The organism is Aquabacterium sp. (assembly GCF_044226965.1).
GTDB lineage: Bacteria > Pseudomonadota > Gammaproteobacteria > Burkholderiales > Burkholderiaceae_C > Pseudaquabacterium.
In genome coordinates this window covers 36,404-50,054 of sequence record NZ_JBGAGA010000011.1, presented here as the reverse complement: position 1 = coordinate 50,054, position 13,651 = coordinate 36,404, and the positions used below count along the sequence as shown (strand labels likewise).

The 13,651-nt window shown below is 71.8% G+C and carries 12 protein-coding genes; all 12 read right to left on the bottom strand.

The features are described from left to right. Positions 1-18: 18 nt before the first annotated feature. Positions 19-834, bottom strand: coding sequence for a cyclase family protein (locus ACILR4_RS07275; protein ID WP_395700176.1), 816 nt, complete (start codon positions 832-834; stop codon positions 19-21). A 76-nt stretch (positions 835-910) separates the two neighbouring features. Next, positions 911-1,897: a fumarylacetoacetate hydrolase family protein gene (locus ACILR4_RS07270; protein WP_395700175.1), complete on the bottom strand. Its 987-nt coding sequence runs from the start codon at positions 1,895-1,897 to the stop codon at positions 911-913. Between the two features lie 15 nt (positions 1,898-1,912). Next, a complete protein-coding gene (locus tag ACILR4_RS07265; RefSeq protein ID WP_395700174.1) occupies positions 1,913-2,920 on the bottom strand; it encodes an NAD-dependent epimerase/dehydratase family protein in 1,008 nt (335 codons plus the stop codon). After that, positions 2,917-3,495 carry a cupin domain-containing protein gene (locus ACILR4_RS07260; RefSeq protein ID WP_395700173.1) on the bottom strand — a complete coding sequence of 193 codons (579 nt, stop codon included), beginning with the start codon at positions 3,493-3,495 and terminating at the stop codon, positions 2,917-2,919. The genes ACILR4_RS07265 and ACILR4_RS07260 overlap by 4 nt, the downstream gene beginning before the upstream one ends. After that, positions 3,492-5,123, bottom strand: coding sequence for a methyl-accepting chemotaxis protein (locus ACILR4_RS07255; RefSeq protein ID WP_395700172.1), 1,632 nt, complete (start codon positions 5,121-5,123; stop codon positions 3,492-3,494). Before ACILR4_RS07255 ends, ACILR4_RS07260 begins: the two co-directional genes overlap by 4 nt. Further along, on the bottom strand, positions 5,120-6,283 hold the full coding sequence (locus tag ACILR4_RS07250) for an MFS transporter (RefSeq protein ID WP_395700171.1): 1,164 nt from the start codon (positions 6,281-6,283) through the stop codon (positions 5,120-5,122). The genes ACILR4_RS07255 and ACILR4_RS07250 overlap by 4 nt, the downstream gene beginning before the upstream one ends. A gap of 22 nt (positions 6,284-6,305) precedes the next feature. Next, positions 6,306-7,433: an FAD-dependent oxidoreductase gene (locus ACILR4_RS07245; protein ID WP_395700170.1), complete on the bottom strand. Its 1,128-nt coding sequence runs from the start codon at positions 7,431-7,433 to the stop codon at positions 6,306-6,308. Beyond that, a complete protein-coding gene (locus ACILR4_RS07240) occupies positions 7,430-7,792 on the bottom strand; it encodes a Rieske (2Fe-2S) protein (protein ID WP_395700169.1) in 363 nt (120 codons plus the stop codon). Before ACILR4_RS07240 ends, ACILR4_RS07245 begins: the two co-directional genes overlap by 4 nt. Before the next feature lie 18 nt (positions 7,793-7,810). Beyond that, a complete protein-coding gene (locus ACILR4_RS07235; RefSeq protein WP_395700168.1) occupies positions 7,811-8,731 on the bottom strand; it encodes a VOC family protein in 921 nt (306 codons plus the stop codon). Between the two features lie 18 nt (positions 8,732-8,749). Further along, positions 8,750-9,916, bottom strand: a complete 1,167-nt coding sequence (locus ACILR4_RS07230) for an alpha/beta hydrolase family protein (RefSeq protein ID WP_395700167.1) — start codon at positions 9,914-9,916, stop codon at positions 8,750-8,752. A gap of 23 nt (positions 9,917-9,939) precedes the next feature. After that, positions 9,940-11,157, bottom strand: a complete 1,218-nt coding sequence (locus ACILR4_RS07225; RefSeq protein ID WP_395700166.1) for an FAD-dependent oxidoreductase — start codon at positions 11,155-11,157, stop codon at positions 9,940-9,942. A gap of 12 nt (positions 11,158-11,169) precedes the next feature. Continuing rightward, positions 11,170-13,620: an RND family transporter gene (locus ACILR4_RS07220; RefSeq protein ID WP_395700165.1), complete on the bottom strand. Its 2,451-nt coding sequence runs from the start codon at positions 13,618-13,620 to the stop codon at positions 11,170-11,172. Between the last annotated feature and the right edge of the window lie 31 nt (positions 13,621-13,651).

The following is a 13,651-nucleotide window of genomic DNA, read 5'->3' as shown; positions in this document are numbered from 1 at the left end:
GCCCAGCCGGCCGGCCCTTCAGTCGCCGCCGTCGTCGAAGATCGCCACCGCGCGCGTCCAGCCGGCCGAGGCGCCGCGGATCTTGTGCGGGAAGCAGCTGATGACGAAGCCGTGCGGCGGCAGCGCCTCCAGGTTGTGCAGCTTCTCGAGGTGGCAGTAGCCTATGTCGCGGCCGGCCTTGTGGCCTTCCCAGATCAGCGCCTTGTTGCCGGTCTCGGCCACCTTCTTTGCGGTATAGGAAAACGGCGCGTCCCAGCTCCAGGCGTCGGTGCCGGTCAGGCGCACGCCGCGTTCGAGCAGGTACATCGTCGCCTCGTAGCCCATGCCGCAGCCGGTGCGCACGTAGTCGCTCTCACCGTAGCGAGATCCGGCCCGGGTGTTGACGACGACGATCTCCAGCGGCTGCAGCACGTGGCCGATGCGTTCGAGTTCCGCCGCGACATCGGCCGCGGTCACCACGTAGCCGTCCGGGAAGTGGCGGAAGTCGAGCTTCACGCCGGGCTGGAAACACCATGCCAGCGGCACCTGGTCGATGGTGATCGAGGGCCGGCTGCCGCCGTTCTTCGCGTCCTGCGTCGAATGGAAGTGCCACGGCGCGTCGAGGTGCGTGCCGTTGTGCGTGGTCAGCGTCACCCACTCGGCGGCCGCGGCCTCGCCGTCGGGGTAGTCCTCCGGCTGCGTGCCCGGCAGCATCGCCATGAACTCGTGCAGCGTGTCGGCATGCTGCTGGTAGGTGATCTTCGGCGCCAGCGGCGGCGGATCGGACAGCACGTCGTTCTCGAGGTAGATCGACAGGTCGACGAAGCGGCGCTGGCCGCGGCTGAGCAGGTTCATACGGCCTCCCGCCGGGCCGCCCCAAGGGAGGCCGAGCCCCCTTGGGGGGCAGCGAACAAAGTGAGCGTGGGGGTCGTCATGCTGCCTCCTTTGCCACGAAGCGTTGGTCGATGGCGCCGAAGACGCTGCGGCCCTGCGCATCGAGCGCCTCGAAGCGCATGCGCTCGCCAAAGCGCAGCCAGGGCGTCGCCGGCTGCCCCTGGGCGATCGTCTCCAGCGCGCGCACCTCGGCCAGGCAGGCCGAGCCCACCTGCTCGGCGCGCCGGTTGGACACGGTGCCCGAGCCGAGCACCGTGCCGGCCCGCAGGTCGCGGTTGTAGGCCAGGTGCGCCAGCAGTTCGCCGAAGCCCCAGTCCATCTCGGCGCCGTTCGGATGGCCGACGAGTTCGCCGTTGCGCAGCACCCGCAGGTCCAGGTCGACGCGGCCGTCGCGCCAGGCAGGGCCCAGCTCGTCCGGCGTCACCGCCACCGGCGCGAAGGTGGTCGCCGGCTTCGCGTTGATGAAGCCGAAGCCCATCTGCAGTTCCGGGACGACGAAGCGGCGCATGCTGACGTCGTTGAGCAGCACGACGAGCCGGATGGCCCGCGCGCAAACGGCGGCGGTGCTGCCCGCGGCAATGTCGTCGACGATGACGCCGAACTCGCCTTCGTAGTCGCAGTGGTCGGCTTCGCTGGGGAACGGGTAGTCGTCGCAGGGGCCGCGGAAATCGTCGGCCTGGCGCTGCACGAGGATCGGCACGCCTGCGGGCCGCTTCACCGTCAGGTTGAAGGCCCGCTCCATGATGTCGCCGTGGTTCAGGAAGGCCGAGGCATCGACGAACTGGTGTGCGCGCGGCAGCGGCGCCATCGCCTGCGCCGGGTCGAAGGCGAAGGCGCCGCGCGCCGTGCCGGCTTCCAGTGCGTCGGCCAGCGTGTGCAGCGCGCGCTCGCAGCGCGACCAGTGGTCCAGCGCGGCCTGCAGCGTGGGTGCGATGCCGGCGGCATCGACCGCATGAGCCAGGTCGCGCGAGACGATCACGAGGCGACCGTCGCGGCTGCCGTTCTTCAGGGTGGCGAGTTTCATCGTTGTCTTCTCCGTTCAGGATTCGATCGCGCGCCGGCACAGCGTGGGCAGGTCGCCGTCGTGGCGAAAACCTGCGGCATCCGCGGCCGGCGTGCGCAGCGGGGGAAAGCGGCCGAACAGCGCTTCGATGCGCGGCTCGGGCGCGAAGCACACGTGCTGGCGCAGCTGCGGCCCGTGCACCGCGGCGAGCGCATCGACCAGCTCGGCCATCGAGAAGCGCAGCGTCGGCAAGGCCAGCACGCGGTGCGATGGCAATGTCGCGGTGTCCAGCGCCGCCGCATGCAGCAGGTTGTCGACGATGTTCGGCGTGGAGCTGGCCCAGGTGGTGGCCGCAGGCGACATCGGGCAGACCACGTCGCGCCCCGCGGCCGGCTCGCGCAGCAGGTCGCTCAGGAACGCGGAGAGCTGGCCGGTGCGCACCGGCGGCCGCGCCAGCACGCCGGGCAGCCGCAGCGAGACACCGTCGCAGCCACCGCGGCGCGTGGCATCCGCGATGGCGATCTCGGCCATCAGCTTGTGCGCGCCGTAGGCCATCGCCGGGCGGGCGGGCGTGTCGTCGTCGACGAGCGCGGGCATCGCCGCACCGTAGACCGCGATCGTGCTCGCGAACACCACGCGCGGCATTGGTCCCCCCTGCGCCACCTGCCGTTCGCAGGCGTCGAGCAAGTGTAGCGTGCCGTGCAGGTTGACCTCGCGCGCGAGCGCAGGCTGCTGCTCCGCGCTGCCGCCGGGCATGCTGGCAAGGTGGACCAGCAGGTCCACCGGCTCGGCGAAGGCGCGCGTGACGACGGCCCGATCGGCGATGCTGCCCTCGAGCTGACGCATGCCCACGAGCTGACGCGTGCCCTCGGCCTGACGCGTGCCCGCGGGCGCCGCATCGGCGAACGCGAGGTCGAGCGCGGTCAACGCGCCGAGCGGCCGCGCGCCGACGCGCCGCTCGCGCAGCAGCCGCGCCACCAATGCGCGGCCGACGAAGCCGGCCGCGCCGGTGACGACGACGTGGAGGGCGGCGCGATCGCTCATCGCCGCGCCAGCGCCGCCGCAATGGCGGGATCGTAGGCCCCGTCGACCAGCACGAACAGCATCCGGCACGGCCGGCCGCTGCGGTTGGCCCACGCATGGTTGGTGCCGCGCTGCACGACCACGCTGCCGGGCTTGAGCAGCACCTCGCTGTCGTCGAGCACCAGCGTCATCTCGCCGTCGATCACGATGCCGTAGTCGACCGACTCGGTGCGGTGCATCAGCGGATGCGGCGAGCCGGCCTTCACGGTGGAGGCCGCCGCGTCACCGATCTGCGCGAAGGCCTCGCCCATGCGCTGCGCGCCGTGGGCCAGGAACTCGGCGCTGTCCGGCGGAATGTCGACGAAGCGGATGCGCGTGCCCTGCTTGGGCGGCGGCAACATCAGCGGGCCGGCCGTCGGGTCGGGTCCGTTGTCCACCGGCGCGGGCGTGCCACTCGTCGCCCAGACCTCGTGGAACACGGTGCCGGGGATCGCGGTGATCTCGGCCACCTTCGGCAACGGGCCGTTGCTCGCGACGACGGCCTTGCCCTCGGCGTCGTGGCCGGTGACCACGCGGTGGATGGGGGGGAAGCTCATGCGGAAAGTTCCTTCTGAAAAGATGCTCGGCGCGGTGCGTCGGGGGCCGATGCCGGCGCCGCGCTATCGGGCAGCGGCTCGAGGCGGAAGCCGCCCACCACCTGCTGCAGTTCAGTGGCCCGCTGATGCAGCGACTGCGCCGCCGCGCTGAGCTGCTCGGCCAGCGCGGCGTTCTGCTGCGTGCTGGCGTCCAGCTGCAGCACCATGTCGTCGACGCAGGCCAGGGCCTGGCCCTGTTCCGTCGCGCCGGTGGCCACGCCTTCGACGGTTCGCGCCACGTCCTGCGCGGCCCCCACCAGGCGGTGGACGGTGGCCTGCAGGTCACCGACGCTGCTGCTGCCCTGCTGGATGCGTGCCGACGTGTCGATGCTCAGGCCGCGGATCTGCGCGGCGGCCTCGGCCGCGCGACCGGCCAGCGCGCGCACCTCCGACGCCACCACCGCGAAGCCGCGGCCATGCTCGCCCGCGCGCGCCGCCTCGACCGAGGCATTGAGCGCCAGCACGTTGGTCTGGAAGGCGATGCCGTCGATGGCTTCGACGATCTCGGTGATGCGGCGGGCCGCCGTCTCGATGGACTGCATCTGCGCCACCAGGCGCGCCACGGCCGCATGCCCCTGCTGGGCGTCCAGGCGCGCGGTGGCAGCCAGCGTGCTGGCCTGGCGGGCGGCGTCGGCTCCCTCGGTCACGCTGCGGCGCAGTGCGCGCACGGCCGAGGCGGTCTCGGCCAGTCGCGCGGCCGCGCCCTCGGCGCGCTCGGACAGGTGCTGGCTGCCGCCGCCAATCTCGCCGCTGGCGGCGAGCACCGCATCGGCCGAGGCCGCCAGCGCGCCGACGGTGTCGCGCAGCTTCTGCTGCATCGTCGCCATCGCGGCGGCCAGACGCCCGAACTCGTCGCCGCGCCGGGTGTCGAGGGTCGCGTCGAGCCGGCCCTGGGCGATGTCCTCGGCCACGCGCACGGCCGCATCGATCGGCTGCGTGATGCCGCGCACCAGGGCCATCGCCATCCACAGGGCCGCGGCCACCGCCCCGGCCGCCGCAACGCCCAGCAGGGGCACCGCCACCTGCTGGCGACGGGTGGCCTGCTCGAACTCGGCGCGGGCCGCGCGCGTGGCCAGCGCCACCAGCGTGCCGATGCCGGTGCGCCAGCGCGTCTCGGTGGCCTCGGCCGGCAACAGCAGCGCCAGCGCGCCTTCGCGGCCCGCCCCGCCCTGCAGGCTTCTGGCCGCCTGCGCATAAGACGGTGCCACGGCCTCGCGCAGCGTGCGCACCTCGGCCAGGGCCTGCCGCATCGCGGGGTCGACACCGGCCGCGTCCAGCGCCTGGCCGAGCAGGGACTCGGCCTCGCCGTAGGCACGCTCGGCGGCGTCGAGCTCCGCCACCTGGGCCTTCACGTCCTCGGGGTCGCTCATCAGCAGCAGCGCCCGCAGGCGTTCCATCCACTTGAGCTGCGCCGCGTGCAGCTGGTGCGCCAGCTCGCCGCGATGGCCATGCCCGAGCACGATGGTCTGCATCTGCGCGCTCATCTCGCGCAGCTGCCAGATCGCGCCGGCGGCCATCATCACCAGCAGCAGCACCAGCGCGCCGGTGCCCCGCCACAGGCGTTGCCGCACGCTCGCCGGCCCGTTCATGCCAGCACCTCGCGCGCCACCGCCGCGGGCCGCGACGGCAACTGCCGGAAGCAGCCCACCGACACCACGGCGACCACCGCCGCCGCCAGCGCGAGGCTGCCGTAGCCGAAGGCCTTGACCAGCGTGCCGCCGAGGATCGGGCCGATGGCGGCGCCGGTCATCACCATCGCCGGCGTCGCGGCGAGCGCGCGGCCGCTGGACTCCAGCCGCGCCAGCAGGCCGAAGGCGAAGGTGTGGGTGAAGATCATCACCGCCGCGAACACCGCGGCCGCTGCCGCATACGGCATGAAGGCGGTCGACAGCATGATGGCCGCCACGCCCAGCGCCTGCAGCACCGGCCCGGCCAGCAGCACCGCGCGGGCGTCCAGCCGCCGCTGCAGCAGCGCGGCCAGCGGGGCCGGCGCCAGGTTGACCCCACTCATCGCGACCAGCACCGCCGCGACCGCGCTGGCCTCGAAGCCGCGCGCCGCGCCGACGCGCTCGAGGAAGGCGAAGGTCATGGCCTGCACCAGGCCCATGCCGCCGATGCCCACGATGCCGAACCACACCGCGCGCGGGAATGGCACGGCCCGTTCCGCGGGCGCAGCGGCCTGCGCGGCCGCCGGCGCATCCTGCTGCGGAAAGGCCAGCAGCGCGACCGCGGCCGCCACGCCCATCACGACCGCGAAGACGCGGAACAGCATCGGCCCGCCCCGCGCGGCCAGCAGCGGCGGCACCGTCGCGAAGAACGCGATGGCGAACACGCCGAGCGCCGCGCCGACCAGCGCGAACAGCCGGTGCGGATTGGCCGCCCGCGCAATCGTGCCGTGCGTGACGCTGAGCGCCGCGCCGGCCGAAAGCCCGGCCAGCGCATGCAGCGCAGCCATGGCACCGAAGCCGCTCTGCGATGACGCGGCGAAGAACGCCAGCGCCGCCAGGCCGAAGCCTGCCGTGGCGACGCGGCGACGCGGCAGCCGGCCGAAGCGCGGCGCGAGCGCGACGCTGGCGAGCACCGCGCCGACGAGGAAGATCGTCGCCAGGCCGCCGGCCTGCTGCGGATCGAACCGGTGGTGCGCCATCAGCGTGCCCACCCAGACGGGCAGCGCCACCAGGTCCAGCATGCCGGCGCAGTGCGCCACCATCAGCGCCAGGCGCCCGCGCCTCGAAGCGGTCGTGATCATCGGTGTGGCCTCTGCCTGCAGCTCAGATCGGCTGGGCCAGCGCCATCAGCGAGTCGCGCATGATCTGCGCGTGCTCGTCGCGGCTGCCGTTGCTCATCTCGATCTCGCCGAGGCGGAACGAGTTCTCGACCACCATGCGGCAGCGCTCCCAGCGCCGGTCCTGGAAGGCCTGCAGGGCTTGCGGCAGCGTGGCACGCTGCGCGAGTTCCTCGGCCAGCACCAGCGCGTCCTCGATGCCGATGCAGGCGCCGCTGGCCAGGTGCGGCGTGGTGGCATGCACCGTGTCGCCGATCAGCACCACGCGGCCGCTGAACCAGGGCCGCGGCAGCAGCAGGCCTTCCAGCGGGCGGAAGACGATCTGCGCCTGCTCGTCGATCTGGTCGCGGATGCGCTGCAGCAGCGGCGCCGGGAACTCGGCCAGCAGCGCGCGCAGCAGCGGCACGAAGTCCTTCGGGTCCACGCGTTCGTTGCCCGGCCGGTGCTCGGTGAGGAACAGGTACATCTGGTCCCGCGAGACCGGGTTGACGCCGGGCTTCACGCGGCCCATCCACATCATCGCGGTCGTCACCTCGGGCGGGCGCGGCAGCACCGCGCGCCACACCGCCTGGCCGCTGTAGCGCGGCTTCGGCGCGTCGGGGAACAGCGCCTCGCGCGTCTTCGAGTACAGGCCGTCGGCGCCGATCACGAGTTCGTAGCGGCCCTGGGTGCCATCGCTGAAGCGGACCTCCACGCCCTCGGCGTCCTGCGCGATCGACGTGAACGTGCAGCCCAGGCGCACGTTCGTGCCCGAAGCGCGCGTCGCGTCGGCGAGGATCTTCGCCAGCACCGGCCGCAGGATGCCGCCGCCGCCAGGCACATCGGGGCCGGCAAGGCGCGGCGTCGGCAGCTCGGCCACCTGCGGGCCGTGCGGCGCGCAGATCTGCACGCCATCGGCCGCGTTGCCTTCGCGCAGGAAGGCTTCGAGGATGCCTAACTGCCGAAAGGCGCGCAAGGTCGCACCCCCCAGGCTGATGCCGGCGCCGTAGTTGCGCCAGCCGGGGTCGATCTCGACCAGGTCGACCTCGGCGCCCTGCTTGCGCAGTTCGATGGCGGCGGCCATGCCGGAAAAGCCGCCGCCGATGATCAGGATGCGTCGGGTGGCGAGTGTCATGGGGAGGTCTCCTCGAAGGGCATCGCGGCGAGGCACAGCTCGCCGTCGTCTTGCAGGGTCAGTGGCACCGGCGTCAGCGCATCGCCCAGGCAGGGCCCGAGCGTGCAGACGCCAGTGTCGATCTCGAACAGCGCGCCGTGCGCGGCACAGACGATGCGGTCGCCGGCGGCGTTCAGGTAGGCGTTCTTGCGCCAGGGCAGCGGCGTGCCATGGTGCGGGCAGGCGTTCGCGTAGGCCTTCAGCAGCGCGCCACGGCGCACGACGAAGACCGTGTCGCGGCCGCTGCCGCGCAGGTCGAAGCCGCGCACGCTGCCGTCGGGCAGCTCGCTCAGGTGGCACAGGGGAATGCTGCGGTCCATGGCGATCGACTCAGCCGCTCAGTGCTTCGGCGGCGGGCCGGACGGGAACCACTTCTCGGTCGGCTTGAACAGGAAGAGCTGCGAGCTGTCCTCGTTGGCCGGCGCCTCGCGCGGCACCCACTGCGCGTCGTGCAGGTCCATGTCGGCGTCGTACTCGACGTGGCAGCCCAGCGGCGAGTTGAAGTACCAGAACCAGTTGCTGCCGAACTTGTGGCGGCCCGGGCCCCAGAAGCTTTCATAGCCCTTCTCGACGAAGCGCGTGCCGGCCAGCAGCACCTCAGTGGGCCCGCCCATGTGGAAGGTGAAGTGCTCGCAGCCTTTCATGAACGGCGGCGTCTGGATCATGAACAGCGTGTGGTGCTCCAGCGTGCCGGCCGGCCGCATGAACGGGCCGGTGCCGGTGAAGCGGTCGGTCGTCACGAAGCCGAGCCGCGCGTAGAAGGCCTCGGCCTTCGCCGCGTCGGGCACGAAGTAGACGACATGCGACAGCGAGCGCGGCCGCGCCGCCATGTCCGGGCTCAGGCCGAGCCGGTTGGCGCCGCGCTGCGGTACCGCGCCCGGTGCATTGACCGTCTCGGCCGGCAGCGCCAGCGGCCGGCGCACCGTCACCTGGAAGGCCAGCGCGAAGCCCATGTCGTCGACGGTGCGCAGCACGCCGTCGCGGCGCGTGACGACGCGGTCGCGCCGCAGCTCGTGCTCGATCAAATCCAGCGTGGCCGCGTCGGCAACGCCGTAGACCGTCTCGCGCAGCAGGCTCGCGGTGCCCAGGCCCGCCGGCAGTGCGGGATCGTCCTTCGCGCGCAGCACGACGGCGGTGCCGTCCAGCGCCTCGAAGCGGCCGTCGCCGGCCTCGGCCAGGCCATAGTCGATCAGGTACTGCCGGCAGGCGGCGAGGTCGTCGACGCCGAAGACCAGCGCGTCGGGTCCGATGATGTTCATGGTGCTCCTTGGGGAAGTTCAGGCGGCCGTGCTGGCGCCCAGGGTCTCAGCGACCCAGTCGGCGATGTACTGGCCGGCATTGATGCTGTTGTCGAAGCTCGCGTGCTGCACGCCGCCTTCGCGGTCGGTGAAGATCTTCAGCTCTCGCTTCGGGCTGTTGACCAGCTGCTCGTAGGTGCGGTGCGCCCACTTCAACGGGATCTGCGAATCGCGCTCGCCGTGCGTGACGAGGAAGGGCACGCGGATCTTCTCGACCACGCCGTCCAGGTGCACGTCTTCGGCGATGCGCATGAACTCGTCGATGTCCTTCGCGCCCCATACCCAGCACACATGCGCCCAGTAGTGCGGCACCGGGAAGTCGCCCTCTTTCTCGAGCCGGCGCTTCTGCACCTCGCGCCAGTCGTGGTTGGCGCCCCAGGCGACACCGCAGGCGAAGCGCGGCTCCATCGCGACGGCGCGCGGACAGTAGTAGCCGCCGAGCGAGACGCCCTCGCAACCGATGCGCTGGGCATCGACGTCCTCGCGGGTCTCGAGCCAGTCGACGACACGGCTGGCCCAGTGCTCGGCATCGAAGCGCGCCGTCAGGCCGTGCAGGCGCAGCGCCTCGCCGGTGCCGGGCTGGTCGACGACCAGCGACGAGACGCCGCGCTGCGCCAGCCAGGCCGGCAGGCCGACCAGGTACTTCATCTCCTTGGTCGAATCCAGGCCGTTGAGCTGCACCAGCAGCGGTGCGCGCTGGCCGGGCTTCAGGCCATCGGCGGGGCGGTACAGGGCGGAGAGTTGCCGGCCTTCGTAGGGGATCTCGACGCGGCGCACCGGGTCGCCGAGCAGGCGCAGGCCCTTCTGGAACAGCGCGAGCTCGCGCCGATAGATGGCTATCCGGCCCGCCGAGCCATGCGCCTGCAGCCGCTCGGCAGTGGTCAGGTAGGCCGAGGCGCGGCGGTACTTCTCGCCGGCCGAGACCAGGCGGCCGCGCGCCTCGTCTTCGGCGGCCAGTTCGCACAGCTTGTCGGCCATCGTGACCCAGGTCTCGCGGAAGGCCTGGGTGCCGGCGGCATCGGGCGCCTTCGCGGCTTCCTGCAGCGGCGCGCACATCGCCTCGATCTCGCCGATGCGCGCGCCCATCTCGATGGCCAGGTTGACCGAGAGGTTCCAGACGTAGTTGGTGGGGAAATACTTGAACATGAGGCTCTTCTTCGCTCCGGGGATCAGTGCGCCGCGATCGGCAGCGTTTCCATCTGCATCTCGGCGTCCTTCAGGTAGTTCTCGACCAGCATCGCCTCGAGCAAGGGGGTGTGGTCGAACACGGCATCGCGCAGCGCCGACAGCGGCCACGGCGTGCGGTGGAACAGGTGGCCCATATGACGGGCGATCTTCGCGTTCTTGTTCGTGTAGGCGACCCGCTGGCGGTCGTACGCCGCGAGGCCCTGGGCCAGCTCGTCGCGCCGCGCGAGGTCCGCGCCTTCGAGGCTTTTCGCGAGCCACCAGCCGTCCTCGATCGCCATGCCCATGCCGTAGGCCGCATACGGCGAGACCGGATGCACCGCGTCGCCGACGAAGGACACGCGGCCCCGGGACCAGCTGGCGAGTGCCGGACGGTTGTAGATCTCCCAGCGGAAGCAATGACGCTCGAAGTCGGTGGCCGCGGCCAGGCGCGGCAGCGGGTCGGCCCAGCCGCGCAGGTGCTGGGTCAGGTGCGCGCGCACGTCACCGTCGAAGCGCTGGCCTTCGTTCCACGGCTCGACCAGCCACCACTCCACGGCCGGCCGGCCTTCGTGCAGGATCGGGAAGAAGCTCGCCTGCACGGTGCGCGAGTGCGAGATCCACCCGACCTCGCGCGGCAGGTCGTCGCAGTGGCACCAGGCCAGCCAGACCTGGATGCCGCAGTGGAACAGGCCGAGCTCGCCAAAGGTCTGCTGCGCCACGGTCGAGCGGATGCCGTCGGCGCCGACCAGCAGGTCGACTTCCCAGTGGCTGCCGTCGTCGAAGTGGGCGGTCACCGCATCCGCCGTCTCGGCATAACGCGCAAAAGACTTGCCCGCGCGAATCAGACCGGGCGGCATCACCGCGAGCATGCGTTCCACCGCGGCCGAACGCAGCATGCCGTAGTGCCAGCCCGGCAGGCCGGCGCGTGCCTCGGCGCGGGGATTGAACGGCAGTCGCGCGCGCAGCCGGCCGCGGTGGTTGCGGAACTCGGTGACGCCGTAGGCGCCGAGTTCGCGGATGTCGACACCCATGTCGCGCAGCACCGACAGCACCGGCAGCGACAGCAGCACCGCACCGCCGAGCGGCCGGACCCCTTCCTGCCGCTCGAACAGGCGCACCTCATGGCCGGCGCGGTGGAAGGCGAGCGCCGCGGCGAGCCCGCCAGGGCCGGCGCCGATGATCGCCACGCGGCGGCGCGGCACGGGGGAGGCAGGATTCATCGAGGTCCTCGCTCAGGAATGCGCCCGCAGCGCGCCATGGAAGGCCGCCGAGTTCTCGGCGCTGGTGCCGGTGCGCTTCAGCAGGAAATGGCCCAGCGCCGGCAGCAGCACCAGCGCGCCGAGCATGTTCCAGAGAAACATGAAGGCGAGCAGCAGCCCCATGTCGGCCTGGAACTTGATGGGGCTGGCGACCCAGGTGATAACGCCGATGGCGAGCGTCAGCCCGGTCAGCATCACCACCTTGCCGGTGAACAGCAGCGCGCGGTAGTAGCTTTCCGACAGGCTGCGACCTTCGCGCAGGTTGGCCAGCGTGACGCTGAGGATGTAGAGCGCGTAGTCCACGCCGATGCCCACGCCCAGCGCGATGACCGGCAGCGTGGCCACCTTCACGCCCATGCCCAAGGCCACCATCAGCGCCTCGGCCAGCACCGAGGTCAGCAGCAGCGGCAGCACCGCGACCAGCACCGCCCGCCACGAGCGGAAGGTGACGAAGCACAGCAGCGCCACCGCCGCATAGACGAGCGCGAGCATCGTGCGCCAGGCGTCCTTGACGACGATGTTGGTCGCCGCCTCGATGCCGGCCGAGCCGGCGGCGAGCAGGAACTTCGCCTGCGCGCTGTCGTTGGAGGCGGCGAAGGCCTCGACATGCCCGACCACGCGCGCCAGCGTCTCGGCCCGGTGGTCCCGCAGGTAGACGTACAGCGTGAGCAGGCCGCAGGCGTCGTTGTACAGCCCGCGCGGCGCGCCCGCCGTCACGGTGTTGAGCATGTCCTGGTTGGGCAGGAACTCGTACCACTTCGGGTTGCCCTCGTTCAGCCCGGCCAGCACGCGGCGGTTCAGCAGCGCGAGCGAGTTGGTGCTCTCCACGCCGTCGAGCTGGCGCAGCTGCCATTCGAGTGCGTCGACCTGGTTCAGCGTCGCGTACTGCGCGCACTGGCCGTCCGGCGTCTTGACCATCACCGCCAGCACGTCGCTGGAAGCGCCGTAGGCCGCGTTCATGAACGCGACGTCGCGGTTGTAGCGGCTGTCGGCGCGCAGCTCGGGCGCGCCGGGGTCGAGGTCGCCGATCTTCAGCTGCGTGCTGGCCGCAAAGCCCAGCGCGCCCAGCAGCGCGGCCACGCCGATGGCCACGGCCGCGTGGCGCCGCTGCGTATAGCGGTCGAGAAAGGCCCACAGCGGATGCTTGTCGGCACCGGCCGCATCGGCGGCCTCGGCGCGCAGGCTGCGCGCGGCCGCCGGGGCGCTGACGCCTGAGTAGCTCAGCAGGATCGGCAGCAGGATCAGGTTGGTGAAGATCAGCGCCGCGACGCCGATGGACGCGGCGATCGCCAGCTCGCGGATCGCCTGGATGTCGATCACCAGCAGCACCGCGAAGCCCACCGCATCGGCCAGCAGCGCGGTCAGCCCGGCCAGGAACAGGCGGCGGAAGGTGTAGCGCGCGGCGACGAGCTTGAGATCCTGGAAGCCTTCGCGCTGCGCGCTCCGGCCTGCGTTCTCGGGGCGGCCCAGCGAACGCAGGCCGCGGCCGATGTCCTGCATGATGCCGTTCATCTTCTGCGCGCCGTGGCTCATGCCGATGGCGAACACCAGGAACGGCACCAGGATCGAGTACGGGTCCAGCGACTGCCCCAGCAGCGGCAGCAGGCCGAGCTGCCAGACCACCGCGATCAGCGAGGCCGCGACGACGAGCCCGGTGGAGCGCACGCAGCGGGTGTAGCCGTAGACCATCGCCGCGGCGATCAGCACCGCCAGCGCGAAGAAGACCAGCACCGCGCGCACGCCGTCGATCAGGTCGCCGACGATCTTCGCGAAGCCGGTGATGTGGATACGCACGCCCTGCGACTCGTACTTCGCTCGCAGCGTCTCCAGCCGGCCGGCGAGCTGCCCGTAGTCGATGGCCTGGCCGTCGGCATTGCGCGCCAGCAGCGGCAGGTAGATCACGCTGGATTTCGCATCGAGCGCGACGAGCTGGCCGATCTCGCCCGAGCGGGCGATGTTGGCGCGCAGCCGCTCCAGGCTGCCGGGCGAGCCGTCGTAGCCATCGGGGATGACCGGGCCGCCCTCGAGCCCTTCTTCGGTGACGCCGACCCAGCGCGTGCTGGGCGTCCACAGCGACTTCATCTGGTTGCGCGCCACGCCCGGCACGAGGAACACCTCGTCGCTGAGCTTGCGCAGCGTGTCGAGGTAGGCCGCGTCGTAGATCGAGCCGTTCGGGTTCTCGACCGCGATGCGCACCGCATTGCCCAGGCCGCTCAACTCCGCCTGCTGGGCCAGGAAGTTGCGGATATACGGATGCGACGCGGGAATCGTCTTCTCGAAGCTGGCGTTGAGCTGCAGCCGCGTTGCCTGCCAGCCCAGCAGCACGGTGACCAGCGCGCACAGCCACAGCACGATGCCGCGGTGGTTGAACAGCGCCCGCTCGATCAGCGAGCCGGAGCGCGGGTCGAAGCCGGCAGCGGTCACCGCGGCGGCGACGGGGGGTGGGGACGAGGCA